Annotated in this window: 13 protein-coding genes and 1 pseudogene; 9 read left to right on the top strand and 5 right to left on the bottom strand. The window is 34.3% G+C overall.

Annotation, left to right across the window (positions count from 1 at the left end; all coding sequences use genetic code 11):
- Positions 1-163 precede the first annotated feature (163 nt).
- Both C9E89_RS10845 and C9E89_RS10840 read right to left on the bottom strand, forming a co-directional pair.
- Positions 164-871 carry an NAD(P)H-dependent oxidoreductase gene (locus C9E89_RS10845; protein WP_107008372.1) on the bottom strand — a complete coding sequence of 236 codons (708 nt, stop codon included), beginning with the start codon at positions 869-871 and terminating at the stop codon, positions 164-166.
- 300 nt (positions 872-1,171) lie between these two features.
- Positions 1,172-1,987 carry an IclR family transcriptional regulator gene (locus C9E89_RS10840; RefSeq protein WP_107008371.1) on the bottom strand — a complete coding sequence of 272 codons (816 nt, stop codon included), beginning with the start codon at positions 1,985-1,987 and terminating at the stop codon, positions 1,172-1,174.
- 561 nt (positions 1,988-2,548) lie between these two features.
- Between C9E89_RS10840 and C9E89_RS10835 the strand changes: the two genes are divergently transcribed.
- From C9E89_RS10835 to C9E89_RS10825, 3 genes are read left to right on the top strand one after another with little or no spacing between them, the layout of a single operon-like run.
- Positions 2,549-4,642, top strand: coding sequence for an FUSC family protein (locus C9E89_RS10835; RefSeq protein ID WP_107008370.1), 2,094 nt, complete (start codon positions 2,549-2,551; stop codon positions 4,640-4,642).
- Between the two features lie 2 nt (positions 4,643-4,644).
- Positions 4,645-4,851 carry a DUF1656 domain-containing protein gene (locus C9E89_RS10830; RefSeq protein ID WP_107008369.1) on the top strand — a complete coding sequence of 69 codons (207 nt, stop codon included), beginning with the start codon at positions 4,645-4,647 and terminating at the stop codon, positions 4,849-4,851.
- 30 nt (positions 4,852-4,881) lie between these two features.
- The gene (locus C9E89_RS10825) at positions 4,882-5,889 is read left to right on the top strand and encodes an HlyD family secretion protein (RefSeq protein ID WP_107008368.1); all 1,008 of its coding nucleotides are present in this window, start codon (positions 4,882-4,884) and stop codon (positions 5,887-5,889) included.
- Positions 5,890-6,007: 118 nt separating this feature from the next.
- On the opposite strand, the gene C9E89_RS10820 is transcribed toward C9E89_RS10825, so the two are convergent.
- Complete coding sequence (locus C9E89_RS10820) at positions 6,008-7,288, bottom strand: OprD family outer membrane porin (protein ID WP_107008367.1); 1,281 nt, start codon at positions 7,286-7,288, stop codon at positions 6,008-6,010.
- 246 nt (positions 7,289-7,534) lie between these two features.
- Between C9E89_RS10820 and C9E89_RS10815 the strand changes: the two genes are divergently transcribed.
- Together C9E89_RS10815 and C9E89_RS10810 are read left to right on the top strand one after the other, a co-directional pair.
- Positions 7,535-8,305 (top strand): TorF family putative porin, encoded by a 771-nt coding sequence (locus C9E89_RS10815; protein WP_107008366.1) that lies wholly within the window; start codon positions 7,535-7,537, stop codon positions 8,303-8,305.
- Between the two features lie 419 nt (positions 8,306-8,724).
- Entirely contained in the window at positions 8,725-9,495 is a 771-nt protein-coding gene (locus C9E89_RS10810) for a TorF family putative porin (RefSeq protein ID WP_107008365.1), read from the top strand.
- A gap of 93 nt (positions 9,496-9,588) precedes the next feature.
- Here C9E89_RS10810 and C9E89_RS10805 read toward each other — a convergent pair.
- Positions 9,589-10,176: pseudogene (locus C9E89_RS10805) on the bottom strand (ATP-binding protein); the annotation flags it as partial.
- Positions 10,177-10,291: 115 nt separating this feature from the next.
- Between C9E89_RS10805 and C9E89_RS10800 the strand changes: the two are divergent.
- Together C9E89_RS10800 and C9E89_RS10795 are read left to right on the top strand one after the other, a co-directional pair.
- Entirely contained in the window at positions 10,292-10,804 is a 513-nt protein-coding gene (locus tag C9E89_RS10800; RefSeq protein ID WP_213069637.1) for a HamA C-terminal domain-containing protein, read from the top strand.
- Positions 10,805-10,962: 158 nt separating this feature from the next.
- Entirely contained in the window at positions 10,963-11,505 is a 543-nt protein-coding gene (locus C9E89_RS10795; RefSeq protein ID WP_107008363.1) for a hypothetical protein, read from the top strand.
- A gap of 3 nt (positions 11,506-11,508) precedes the next feature.
- Here the strand turns inward: C9E89_RS10795 and C9E89_RS10790 are convergent, their stop codons facing one another.
- Positions 11,509-11,715: a helix-turn-helix domain-containing protein gene (locus C9E89_RS10790; RefSeq protein ID WP_005401581.1), complete on the bottom strand. Its 207-nt coding sequence runs from the start codon at positions 11,713-11,715 to the stop codon at positions 11,509-11,511.
- A gap of 99 nt (positions 11,716-11,814) precedes the next feature.
- Here C9E89_RS10790 and C9E89_RS10785 point away from each other — a divergent pair, with 99 nt between their 5' ends.
- Together C9E89_RS10785 and C9E89_RS10780 are read left to right on the top strand one after the other, a co-directional pair.
- Complete coding sequence (locus C9E89_RS10785; RefSeq protein ID WP_017386453.1) at positions 11,815-12,297, top strand: hypothetical protein; 483 nt, start codon at positions 11,815-11,817, stop codon at positions 12,295-12,297.
- A 117-nt stretch (positions 12,298-12,414) separates the two neighbouring features.
- On the top strand, positions 12,415-12,609 hold the full coding sequence (locus C9E89_RS10780; RefSeq protein ID WP_005401752.1) for a DNA-binding protein: 195 nt from the start codon (positions 12,415-12,417) through the stop codon (positions 12,607-12,609).
- The last annotated feature ends 33 nt before the right edge of the window (positions 12,610-12,642 follow it).

Raw genomic sequence — 12,642 nt, 5'->3', positions numbered from 1 at the left:
ATGACTGCTTGATGTGTTTAAAAAAACCTTTCTTGATGAAAGGTTTTTTTGTTTTGCGTGAGCGCTGAAACATGCTTAGATTTAGAAAATATAAAAAGAAAATAAAGATTAAGCTCACTTTATAAAAATACAGCACAAGCGATGCACTTATGCTGCATAGGTTTTAATTTTGATTTAGAGGATAGAGTTTGTCATCAAACTGCTCTAAGGTTGGAAATGCGATAGAGGGTAAATTTTCGATATTTTGTAAATGTTGACGATAGTCTATGAGCATTTGTTCACGAGCTTCATGAGAAATATAGGGCACATGATAGGCAATAAAAGGAGTTAACACTTCATAGCCAACATAAGCCAGTGTTCCGCGCTGAATAGGAATCAGAATATTCTCAAGTGAGCCATGAATTGCACCATCTCCAAACATATGATCACGTCCACCAAGGGTAAAGCTCAGCATGGCTTTTTTTCCTGACATGCCACCATGGTTATAAAAACGTTTACCGCCATAAAAAATCCCTGATACAAATACTCGATCAATCCAACCTTTTAAAATTGCAGGTATAGACATCCAATACATTGGAAAATTTAAAATCAGCAAATCCGCTTTTTGGACTTTTTCCACTTCAGCTTGAATATCATCAGCTAAAGCATGTTGTTTACTGGCATGGCGTTGTTCTAAGGCATAATTTAAATAGTCAGGATTACCGCGTTCAGTAAAGTCTGCTGCACAGGCAACAGGATTAAAATTCATGGCATAAAGATCAGAAACTTCAACCTGATGCCCTAATTTTTTTAATTCTTCAATCGCTGTATTTTTTAGCGCATTGGTAAAAGACTGCGGTTCAGGGTGTGCATGTACAATTAAAATATTCATAAGCTTGCTTTCTCAAATTATTGGCGAGTATTTTTATCGACTTCATTATTACCAAAAGAGTTGCTTTAGCCAATTACTGAACAGACGTTTTCATGTTTTTAAATGTCAATTTTTGCAAAGTGAGCAGACAATAAAAAACCGACATATGATATATCGGTTTTCTACTCTCTGAGGAAGTATTGTTTTCGCAAAAGCAATACTTAAATAGCATTTGTGCTGAAGAACATAATCATATTATGAGAAAAAGTTTAAATTTACAATGATGGAAATTGTAAAATTTCTTTAAATTATCATGTTGCCTTAGATGTGAATTGGAAATAATTTAGGGCTTGGGTTTAGCTCAGACAATTGGTCATTTTCAGACAGCGCCTGATAACGCTTTTCAATTTGTGAAGCAGAATCTTGTAATGTTTCAATCAATTTTTGCAAATTTAAATACTCAAAACGATTTTTTGATGCCAAAACAGTGAGTGCTAATGGTGCTTCTTTATTTGAAAACTTAATTGGAATGGAAAGACCAGAAACGTTTGGATCAAGCTCACCTTGGGAAAAATAGTGACCTTGTTTTTTGATTTTTTTCATTCTTTGAATGAAATTTTCTTCACTTTCAGCAAAACCGACTTGAGCAAGCTCATTTTGAAAACGGGTATAGTAATTTTGCAGATTTTGTTTAGAAAGATGTGCCATGATCACTTTAGGCGATGAACCCATATACACAGGACGAGGGCAACCACGCCCATAAGTTAATAAAGTCTCATCACGATACACTTCATGATGAAGATCAATACAATAATGATCATTCAGTTGGGTGAGTAGACAGCAAAGTTCTGTACGCTCAGAAATCTCTTGCATAAAGGGTTTACTGATTTGCACCAATGGATCTGTTGTTCTTGAAATATAATCCATGACTGCAATTTTAGGTCCAAGTGTGTAATCACCTGAAGTCCCACTTAAACGTTGTAAAATATCTGCTGAAACTAATTCTTTAAGATATCTATAACTTGTTGGTTTTGATAGGTTTAGTTCTTCGCAAATGACATCAACATTAATCACTGGGCGTGACACCGAAAATAAATCTAATACGGTGAGAATTTTACCAAAACTAGAAAGCGCCATTGATTACCTACTTAGTAACTGTAAATCAAAAAATAAATTTTATAATGTTACTTTATAACAAAAAATTATCAAAAAAAAAGGAATTTCATCATAAATCGAATCAATTCAGATATTCTGAGAAAATTCTCTAGGATTTGAGCTATTTCTTATGGATTTTTAAAGAGAAAATAGCAAAAAAATAATATTCACTTATTTTTATTTCTGCCTGAGAAAAAATAGATTATTCTCACTAAAATATAAAATAATTCATTTGTATTATCAATATAAGATATTTTTGTTGACTAAGTCTATTTTTTTTGAAAAAATTAACAGATTAAATATCTAATGATGAATTTTTGAGCTTTTATTTAATCTCACTCAGCATCATGTTTTGCCATTTATATCTCTAAGTTGGAATAAAACAGTATTTTTATCTGATTTTATTTTCTCTTTTCAGTGTTTTAACATTCTCTAAATAAATGCGCTATTTACTTTAGGTCAAATGGCGAGTTTTTTGGTCGTTTCAAAATGTGCAGCAAGATATTTCTCAATCTTTTGATTCCAATGAAATAGAGATCATTCATGTTATTGACTAAACAGCTTTTAGCATTTCGACCCAATAAGTTGGATTGGATCTTTGCAATAAAGACTTTTATTGCAGGTATGCTGGCGCTGTTTATCGCATTTGAATTGAATTTAAGTTATCCCATTTGGGCAATTGGGACTGTCTTTGTGATCGCAAATCCCTACTCAGGTATGGTGGCTTCAAAAAGTCTATATCGTTTACTGGGTACAACTTTTGGAGCAATTTTTGCAGTTGCAGTGACTCCTTATTTGATTAATACACCGTGGCTTTTTATTTTTGTCTTGGCGTGTTGGTTGGGTATTTGCCTTTATCTGTCTTTATTGGATCGGACACCACGTAGTTATGTGGTGATGTTGGCTGGTTATACTGCTGTTATTATTTGTTTTAATAGCATTTATTATATCGACAAGATTTCTATTTTTGATATGGCGCTTGGGCGGTTTTTAGAAATTTCGATAGGTGTAATTTGTAGTGCAGTGGTAACAAGTACGATTTTACCTATGCATATTGGTCCTGTGGTTGAAAATCGTGTAGTAAAAACCATGACCGATACGCAAAAATTGTTTGATCTTATTTTATCTCATCCTGATCCACAGCAAAAAAACTATACAAAATTATTGGCAGAAATTGCACGAGATACTTCAGATCTTCATACTATGCTTGTGCATTTAAACTATGAAAAATCAAAGCTTAAAAGCATGGCGAAACCTTTGCAAGAGTTATTGCATCAAGTGACTATGTTGGTTGCAAACTTGGTGGCAATGTCAGAGCGTCTGAAACAATTAGATCAAATTGACCTTCATTATAGAGCTGCTTTGCAAGATTTACATACCGAGGTTGACGCATTTTTAGATGATCAACATCAAATTTTAGAATCTGAATTAAATCATTTGCCGAGTGATTTTGAGCAAAAATTTGAATTGATTTTGAAACAAGCACAACCCACACAATATGTCATGTTAGGAAGTTTAAAAATGGATATCCGACATTTTATTCAAAATGTTCGTGCTGTCCGTTTGATTTGGCAAAGAATGCAACAAGGTGATACCACTTTACCTGAAGCGATTGTGCCATTAACAACATCTTATCCAAGTTTACACCGTGATTATGGTGTGGCAGTTCGGGGTGGTTTATCTGCTTTTTTAACGATTATTGTTGCTTCAAGTATTTGGATTTTGAGTGGGTGGACATCAGGTTTTATGATGGCTCAAATGGCAGCCATTAGTGCATGTATTTTGACTGCACTTGATAATCCTGTACCTGCATTAAAGATTTTTATTCGTGCTAGTTTTTATGCTGCGATTATTGTTTTTATTTATGCATATGGCATTTTTCCACATGTACATTCATTTATAGAACTCATGATTGTACTCGCACCTTTTTTAATTTTTTGCCTCATGCTGTACTTGCATCCTCCGCTAAATGGTTTAGGGCTACCGCTGATTATGGCAGGTGTCATGGGGATGAATATTCAAAATCGTTACTTTTTAGATCAAGTGGCTTTTTTTGACTTTTCGATAGGCACGATTATTGGACCTATTATTTCTGTGTATATCGTGCATTTGGTTCGTGCAATGTCGCCTGATATGACGGCACAGCGTATTTTGTCTTTACATTATCAGGCAATGAAAAAAGCGGTACGTATGAATTATGGTGCAAACTTTCGTATTCATTTAAGAAGTATGTTAGACCGTATTGGCGTACTCAATACAAAGCAAGTACTGTCAGAAGAGTTAATACATGAAATGAATGCGGCGCTGATTGAGTCAAGTGCAGTGATTGATTTTACTCGACTACAAGAGTTGGCAGAAAAATTACCAAAAAATTCGCCACTGATTGCTCAAATTGCACAATTACAAACGTATTTAGAGTTATGGCTAGGTGAAAAAGAAAAACAACAAGTCACTACAACTTTAGACCAAGTTTTGCTGAAACTAAAAGAAATTCAAGTCGATGCAGAGAGTATTGAAGATCGAGATATACGTCATCGTTTATGGATTTCTGTAAATAATATTCGGCATAGTATTTGCCATCAAGATGAGCAAAGTGCAGCAGATCATACACTCGAACATGCCAGTATTGGAGTTTAAAAATGGGTGAATTTAATCTTTATGGTGTTTATGTTCCCACTTTTTTAGTACAGGCAATTTTAGCGTATTTGCTATTAAAAATAGTCAATTTAGTCACTGATCGTTGGGCGACGCAAGGCTGGATTGCATTACCGAGTATTTTTAATTTGTGTATATACGTGTTGTTGCTGTGGGGAGTGCATCATCTTTTTACGATGTATTTGGATTAATGTGGAATTTGATGATTAGGTCAGGTAAAAATGAACAGCTTTGATATGCGTAAAGTGATACGTCCTCTAGGTTTATTGACAGTTGCAATACTGGCAATCATATGTGTTTTACATTTATGGAATTACTATAATGCTGAGCCGTGGACACGTGATGGACGCGTTCGTGGTGATGTTATACAAGTTTCTTCAGACATTTCTGGCTTGGTGACAGAAGTTTTGGTGCAAGACAACCAGACAGTCAAAAAAGGGCAAGTGTTATTTAAAATTGATCTTGCACGACAAACCTTAGATGTTGAGCAAGCCAAATCAGATTTAGCCAAAGCAAACTCAGGTTTAGCAGAAGCAGAAGCAGGTCTTGCCCAAGCCCAAGCCAACCTCATCAAATCACAAGCGAATATTCAACTGGCAGATAAAAATGCACAGAGATATGCAGACTTAATGAATGGTGCGATCTCTAAACAAGAACAAGATCAAATGTTTGCAGCAAGAGATCAGTCACATGCTGAACATCAACAACTGCAAGCTGCTATTCAACAGTCAGAAGCCAATATTAAACAACAAAAAGCTTTAATCGAAGCTGCAACCAGTAGTTTTCATTTAGCTGAGTTAAATATGCATCGTGCTGAAGTTGTTGCACCAGCCGATGGGACATTATCTAATTTTGATATGCGCGTAGGAAATTATGTCAAAGTTGGTCAAGCTGTTGCTGCTTTATTGGATAGAAAACAACTGTATGTTGTTGGATACTTCGAAGAAACTAAACTGAATAAAATTCATTTAGGTGATGCAGCGACTATACAATTAATGGGCAATTCTGAAAAAATCAAAGGGCATGTACAGGGCATTGCATCTGGGATTGAAGATCGTGAGCGCACTACATCTTCAGGTTTATTGGCAAATGTGAACCCTACTTTTAGTTGGGTGCGTTTAGCGCAGCGTGTACCTGTAAAAATTGTGTTAGATGAGTTACCAAAAAATGAATTAGCCTTTGTTGCTGGACGTACTGCAACGATTCATATTTTAGAGCGTACACATTAATCAGTTGATAAATCTTCTGTTCAAGTCAAACGATGAGCTATTTGCTTGGCAGAACATAAAAAAACCTGCATCAAAATGCAGGTTTTAAAATGTTTCTATATCTTAAATATTTGAAGAATTAGAATAATTTAACTGGAATGTCGAGGAATACACGCCATTCATTGGTATCACCAATATACGCATTGGTTTGGTAGTCATCACTTGCACGATAATATGAATGACGTAGACGTAAACTTGCATCTTTAGCAAAACCATTTTGAACGGTATATTTTACTTGGTTAAAGAATTCACGTTCTTGCGCATCATCAGTAAGACCCGCAACTTTAATATCCCAACCATAAACAAATGCTGTCGTCCAGTTAAGTCCTGCTACACCATAATTGCTAAAGTCTAAGTTATATTGAAGTTGCGCTGATTTTTCATGATTTCCAATAAAATCAGACAAATATGAGTTTGGTAAATAGATACTTTGGAAACCATCGGCATTTGTGTTGTAGTCATAACCTGTATTGCCTGTATTTTGTTGGTAAGCCAACATAACACTATGAGCGCCTTGGTTATATGTACCTGATAATGCCCAAATATTATTGCTACGACCTTCTATATTTTCATTGCCAATAGTAGAAGAATACGTTGCTGCATCTTTGTCCCATTCAGTATGATAACCACTAAAGTCCAACGTCAAAGAGCTTTTATCTGCAAGTGGAAGCTTGTAGTTTGCATTTACATAATGGCGTTCTAAAGCATTTTTAGAATCTAAGCCATAATATGAAGCATTGAGTTGATCATCAAACTTATATTTTGCACCCCAAACGATGGCATTATCTAAGTGATTTCCATCAGTAGAAATTTGGTCTGACATTTGGTTTTTAGTAAATTTACCCGCAGTCAGTTCTAAATTTTTAATTTCACGGCTTGTGATTAATGTACCTTCAAAATACTCAGGAACCATACGACCTGTATTACTTGCAAGAACAGGTAAATCTAAAACTTGTGTACCATAACGCACAGTGGTATTAGAAAAACGAGCTTTTACATTTGCTCCACCACGCGCCCAATGATCATAAGCAGAACCATCGTTATGTTTCGGGATCATATTGTTGCCAGCATGGTTATTTGAACCCAATTTGATTGAGCCATCGCCTACAGCACCAACACCAAAACCGACGATCCCTTGAGTAAAGCCAGAGTCTACATTGACAATTGCAGATTGGGCATAAGAGCTTTGGTCTTCAACGCCATTTTTTTTATCACGATGTATAAAGCCTGTGCGAAATAGAACAGATGCATCAGCGTCTTCTACAAATCCTTTTGCTTCACTTTGTTCACTTGCATAAGCTGTAGAGATCAGCGCAGCTTGTATTAGGACAACTAAGGTCATTTTTTTTTGGGTTAGCATTAAGGCTGCCTCTTGAATGTTGCTTTTCAATATATTTAAAATAAGTGAATTGTATAATTAAATTACAGAAAAACTAGTATTTGTAACAATTTTATTTTCTAACTTTAGCTTTTTAACAGATATTGTTGTTTGAGTTTAGTGAAATAATACTTAAGTTCTAGTGTAAAAATGATTGAATAATTTACCAAAAGTTTAAAAAACCAGTAAAATTCTTCGCTTAAATTTTCCCTCTATATGTGTTGAAAAATGATAGCATTTTCATTTAAAAAATTAATGATGACATTATGTGTTGTAGTGCCATCAAGTGCGCTCTATGCAGCACAAGCCCCAATAACAACTTCAAATGGGGTCTGGTCAGGAAATATTGCTGCTGTATCTCAATATATTTATCGTGGTGGCGTGGAAAATGACAAAGTTGCTATACAAACAGGTTTGGAATATGCCCATAAAAGTGGAATGAGCGTGGGCTATTGGGGTTCAACATTAGATTATGATGCTACAGATGAAACCCGTAATCATGGTTTTGAACATGATTTTTATGTGGCGTATGGTAATGAGATTAATCCAGATTTAAGCTACAACCTACAAGCAACCGCTTATGTATATCATCATGGCGGTACTATTTATGGTGATGAAAATAAAAGAAAAACCACAGCATTTGATGTGCTTGGTGAGTTAGCTTATAAAGAAGTCACTTTTGCTGCATCTGTTTTACTGGCTGATGCTTCATTTGGTAATGCAGGAGATGTCTATTTGAGTGCGGCTTATAATCATCCATTGCCTCAAAACTTTATTTTAAATGCTTCAGTCGGTGGTTCTGCTTATAACAGTAGCCGTGACGATGAACTAATTCAGACCACTCAAGATTTTGCATTTAATGAAGCACGTATAGGCTTAAGCAAAAGTATTGCAGAAACGGGTATTGTTGCTTCACTTGATTATGTCATGGGTGGCGAAGACCGTTTAGGTGAAGATTTTGATAATCATGTGGTTTTTGGTTTAGATTACCACTTTTAAAGCATCACTGTTTTAAGAGTAAACCTGAGAATGAGAAAGTGCATTTGGATATAAAATGCGCTTTTTTTGTGCATGGGGAAAATGTATAAAAATAAGTGACCAAAAAAGAATCATAAAATAAATGCAACGATATAGCGGCTGATGTAATCAAAGAGACCAAGCAATTTGTGAATAAATGAAACAAATATGACAATAAATCAACTATAGCAAAGCATATTATCTTTTTTAGTGATGTTTAAAAACTTAATGTAGAAAAATAATTTTTATATAAAAACTAAATAAAAAAACAAAGTGATATTATTTTTTAAGATGATTTTTTTAATCTTTTTTTAAGTTTGGCATAGCAATTGCTAAATACCTAAGGAGTTTGACCAATTTAAACCAAGAATAAACATCCGAGCGATGGGGGAGCATTAAACATGCAAATTATCACTAAACTTTTAGCATTTGGCATCTTGGCTTCAACCGCAACAGTCAGTATGGCTGAAGAAAATTCACTTTCAAATCTAGGCTTAACTTTTTCAGGCAGTGCAGCATTAACCAGTGATTATCGTTTCCGTGGCATCACGCAAACAAGTAATGATCCTGCTGTACAGGCTGGGTTTACTTTGGCACATTCATCAGGTTTTTATGCAGGTGTTTGGGGTTCAAATGTTAATTTTGGTGATGGTGGTCCACATTTAGAACTAGACCCATCGATTGGTTATTCAACAACTTTAGAAAATTTTAGTACGAAACCTGTCATTGATGTTGGGGTGGTTTATTATAACTATCCAAGTTATAGCGACTTAAATTGGGCTGAGCTCTACGGTAAAGTGACTTTAAAAGACACGGTTGTATCGGGAGATAGTTTATTGACCAATATTAACTTTACCAATGACTATGCAGGTGCAGATACCAATAGCTGGAATATTAATTTTGGTTATTCTGCGCCATTTGGTGCTACAGGATTTGGTGGTGTTGCCGCAGTTGGATATACCGTTGTCGATGATAAAGAAAAGTACTCATTTAATGGTGATGATAATTATGTGGATTGGAAACTGGGCGTAAACTATGGCTTTAAATCTGTACAAGGTCTGAGTGCAGAACTTGCAGCCGTTGGTACCAATATTGACACTGATGGCTGGACATCTGCGGCTGAACGTGGTGTTGAAACAGGTGCTGTTTTTACTTTAACTAAAGCATTCTAACCCTATAACAATAATGCGAAATCATGCATAAAAGATCAAAGGCAACAGTGGTTGCCTTTTTTTGTAATTTAAAAAATAAATAAAAATATATACTCAAGATTCTTGTTGGCGATAAGACAACGCCTCACTCAGATGAGCACTGTTAATATCCGAACACTGTGCCAGATCGGCAATACTTCTCGCTACACGTAAAATTCGATGATATGCACGTGCAGATAAATTTAAACGTTGCTGAGCCATTGCCAGCATTTTTTGTGATGCTTGATCAAGTCGAGCATAGCTTTCAAGTTGTTGTGGCGACAAATTTTGATTGGTTGCACCTTGTCGATTGATTTGGAAATGATAAGCTTGTAAAACGCGTTCTCGAACGACAGTAGAGTTTTCAGTAACAGCATCATTTTGCAGTTCATGAGCTTTTAATGGTGGTACATCAATGTGTAAATCTATACGGTCTAATAATGGACCAGAAATACGATTTTGATAACGCTTGATGACTTCACTTGAACATTGACAACGACTGTCTTGATTAAATGCATAACCACACGGACAAGGATTCATTGCTGCAATGAGTTGAAAATTAGCAGGAAAAGTAATTTGTCGTGATGCACGAGAGATCACAATTTCTCTTGCTTCTAAAGGTTGTCTTAAAACCTCTAAAACTTTTCGGTCAAATTCAGGTATTTTCCTAATACTTAATAAAATTAATAAAAATGATCAATTTGTATTTAAAATGTTCAATATGAAAATAAGGTAAAGTATTACGCAATCGATTGAATAATAAAATTATATCGAGATGATGGGTAATCAAACTTTACTAGCAATGCCTGAGCCTTTTTTAGAAGTAAGGATACATAAAACAGATTTAGATCCTAACCTTCTTGCTGTATGTGCTGGATACGAATTGGGTGAATGGAGAGAAACCCAGTTTGCCAATCATGTAATGCAATGGTTGCCTGAGTTTGCTTTGAATTATCAAGAAGTGCGTTCAATGAGTGCGCATAATGCGGTTGCATTGCTTCAAAAAGCAGCAAGATCAATTTATCAAACTGATAAGTTTCAGAGTAGAGGTGAGTTTGGTGAGTTAATATTACATATCATCTTAAGGCAATGTTTTAAAACAACACCTGCAATTTCTAAAATATTCTTTAAAGACTCAAGAAACGATACTGTTAAAGGGTTTGATTCAGTTCATGTTGTTTATGATGGGAGCACATTAGATCTTTATTTAGGCGAGGTTAAATTTTATACCAATATTAATAGGGCAATTTCAGATGTCATCACAGAGCGGCTTTGTTGCATAAATATGTAAGCATCTGATTTAAATAAATTTAATTTTGGATCAAAAAATAATCAAAACTTTTAAAATCATATAGTTATGAAATCTTTGTGCAACAAAGCCTATTCACAGATGCAAGAAATTCATCTAGATTAGAAATTAAATAAACTATTCGCTAAAGAGGAAGGAGCATGAAAAGTGAGGAATATAAACGCAACAAAGACAGATTTCAGAAACTTTTGAGAACTGTAAGTGAAATTTCCAAATCAGAACTAGCTCCATTTTTGGATCATAAAAAATTCTTACATTCCACGCTATTTCATCAAATAGCAGTCTTTGCTGCGATGCATTATAAAGAACACAGTGATAGCACGCCTATTATGCAAGTTTTGGATTTCACAAAATTGAAAGGGACCGAATATCTAAAAGCAGTAAGATGGTTTGAATATAGAACTGGTACATGCTTTTTTATCGAAGATAACAAATTAAAGAAGAGTAAGAGTAATACTCTTTTAGACGAGAATTATCAAATGTTTGGGGAGTTTCTAAAAACTTACAAAGGGCCATTACCTGAAATTAAATCACATAAAGCAGAGATCGAAGAAGACTATATAGAAAAATACAAAAAATACTCTAAAGAACCCCGTGACGAATTTGACTTGATAGAGAACACGTCTATGAAAATTGGTGGTCGGACTGTATTTGGAGGATATGGTACTGGAAAAAAACGCTAAAAATTATGGCAATAATTCTTTCATGTCTACTTCTAGTGCGGTGGCGATTTCATACAGCTTTTCAACAGTAAGGTTTACTTCGCCACGCTCAATGCGACCGATATAACTGCGGTCAATACCACACTGTAACGCTAAAGCTTCTTGTGTAATTTTTTTCTCTTTTCTTTTTTTGCGTATTAATTGACCAATCTCAATAGATAATTCTAACATTTAAAATAAATTGTTCAAAAAATAGAAATATCACTAATTGAGGATTAAATATCCACGGACTATAATCCTCATTTTTAATAAAAGACTAAAAGACTGAACATGAAGAGACCTGTACATTTGCCGTTGTATCACGAATTCTTAGAATTATTCGATAACTATGAAATTCAAAATTGGGAAGCCAAACAATTTTGGGAAAAACTTAATATTAATCAGATCTACAGAAATGATAAGACCAAGCGTTTGATGTATTCTGGTTTAAAAGTTTTAATACGATTTCAATATTTAGAAGTTAATCATGAAACATCAAGAAAAAATGTTTTTTCTTATACCGAAACACCACGTATGAATGAACTCAGGAATCGAACAAAGAAGCAAAAATTGGAAGAGATTTTTTCTAAAAAGAAAACAGAATTTTTAGATCAAATTAAAGATAAAGAAAATAATATTGAGTTTCTAGAATCATTATTATCGGATGATAAAACATTAGAGAAATATTTTATTAACCATAAAGAAACTATGGAGAATGATATTAAAAATATAAAATCAAATATTAAATTAATGGACGATATAATGAATAAATAAACGTTTCTCAATTAATTTATTATAGTAAAAACAATAGCTTAAAATAAAAAATAATTACTTGACTTAAGCATTCCCATCCGATATTTTTTCGTCAAATTTATTCAAAATTCGTCTGATATGATCAAGTCAATTAAGCAAGTTCGAGATGATTTTATAAAATCAGGAATTTCAATCGCAGAATGGGCACGAGATAATAATTTTTCACCTGACCTCGTATACCGAATTTTAAAAAATAATAAAGTTCCACGACGTGGTGAAAGCCATAAGATAGCTGTAAAGCTAGGAATTAAGGAGCAAAAAGATATGGATTAATTCAATGTAATTTTTATTTAACCGCAGAAAGTA

The sequence above is a fragment of the Acinetobacter sichuanensis genome (assembly GCF_003024515.2).
Lineage (GTDB): Bacteria > Pseudomonadota > Gammaproteobacteria > Pseudomonadales > Moraxellaceae > Acinetobacter > Acinetobacter sichuanensis.
The sequence above is the reverse complement of the archived record's forward strand: the minus strand, read 5'-3'. Positions and strand labels throughout refer to the sequence as shown.

What these genes read in the sequence shown, in the direction of transcription:
- C9E89_RS10845 (WP_107008372.1), bottom strand. Translation starts at nt 871, where the DNA reads ATGAATATTTTAATTGTACATGCACACCCTGAACCGCAGTCTTTTACC.
- C9E89_RS10840 (WP_107008371.1), bottom strand. Translation starts at nt 1,987, where the DNA reads ATGGCGCTTTCTAGTTTTGGTAAAATTCTCACCGTATTAGATTTATTT.
- C9E89_RS10835 (WP_107008370.1), top strand. Translation starts at nt 2,549, where the DNA reads ATGTTATTGACTAAACAGCTTTTAGCATTTCGACCCAATAAGTTGGAT.
- C9E89_RS10830 (WP_107008369.1), top strand. Translation starts at nt 4,645, where the DNA reads ATGGGTGAATTTAATCTTTATGGTGTTTATGTTCCCACTTTTTTAGTA.
- C9E89_RS10825 (WP_107008368.1), top strand. Translation starts at nt 4,882, where the DNA reads ATGAACAGCTTTGATATGCGTAAAGTGATACGTCCTCTAGGTTTATTG.
- C9E89_RS10820 (WP_107008367.1), bottom strand. Translation starts at nt 7,288, where the DNA reads ATGCTAACCCAAAAAAAAATGACCTTAGTTGTCCTAATACAAGCTGCG.
- C9E89_RS10815 (WP_107008366.1), top strand. Translation starts at nt 7,535, where the DNA reads ATGATAGCATTTTCATTTAAAAAATTAATGATGACATTATGTGTTGTA.
- C9E89_RS10810 (WP_107008365.1), top strand. Translation starts at nt 8,725, where the DNA reads ATGCAAATTATCACTAAACTTTTAGCATTTGGCATCTTGGCTTCAACC.
- C9E89_RS10800 (WP_213069637.1), top strand. Translation starts at nt 10,292, where the DNA reads ATGGGTAATCAAACTTTACTAGCAATGCCTGAGCCTTTTTTAGAAGTA.
- C9E89_RS10795 (WP_107008363.1), top strand. Translation starts at nt 10,963, where the DNA reads ATGAAAAGTGAGGAATATAAACGCAACAAAGACAGATTTCAGAAACTT.
- C9E89_RS10790 (WP_005401581.1), bottom strand. Translation starts at nt 11,715, where the DNA reads ATGTTAGAATTATCTATTGAGATTGGTCAATTAATACGCAAAAAAAGA.
- C9E89_RS10785 (WP_017386453.1), top strand. Translation starts at nt 11,815, where the DNA reads ATGAAGAGACCTGTACATTTGCCGTTGTATCACGAATTCTTAGAATTA.
- C9E89_RS10780 (WP_005401752.1), top strand. Translation starts at nt 12,415, where the DNA reads ATGATCAAGTCAATTAAGCAAGTTCGAGATGATTTTATAAAATCAGGA.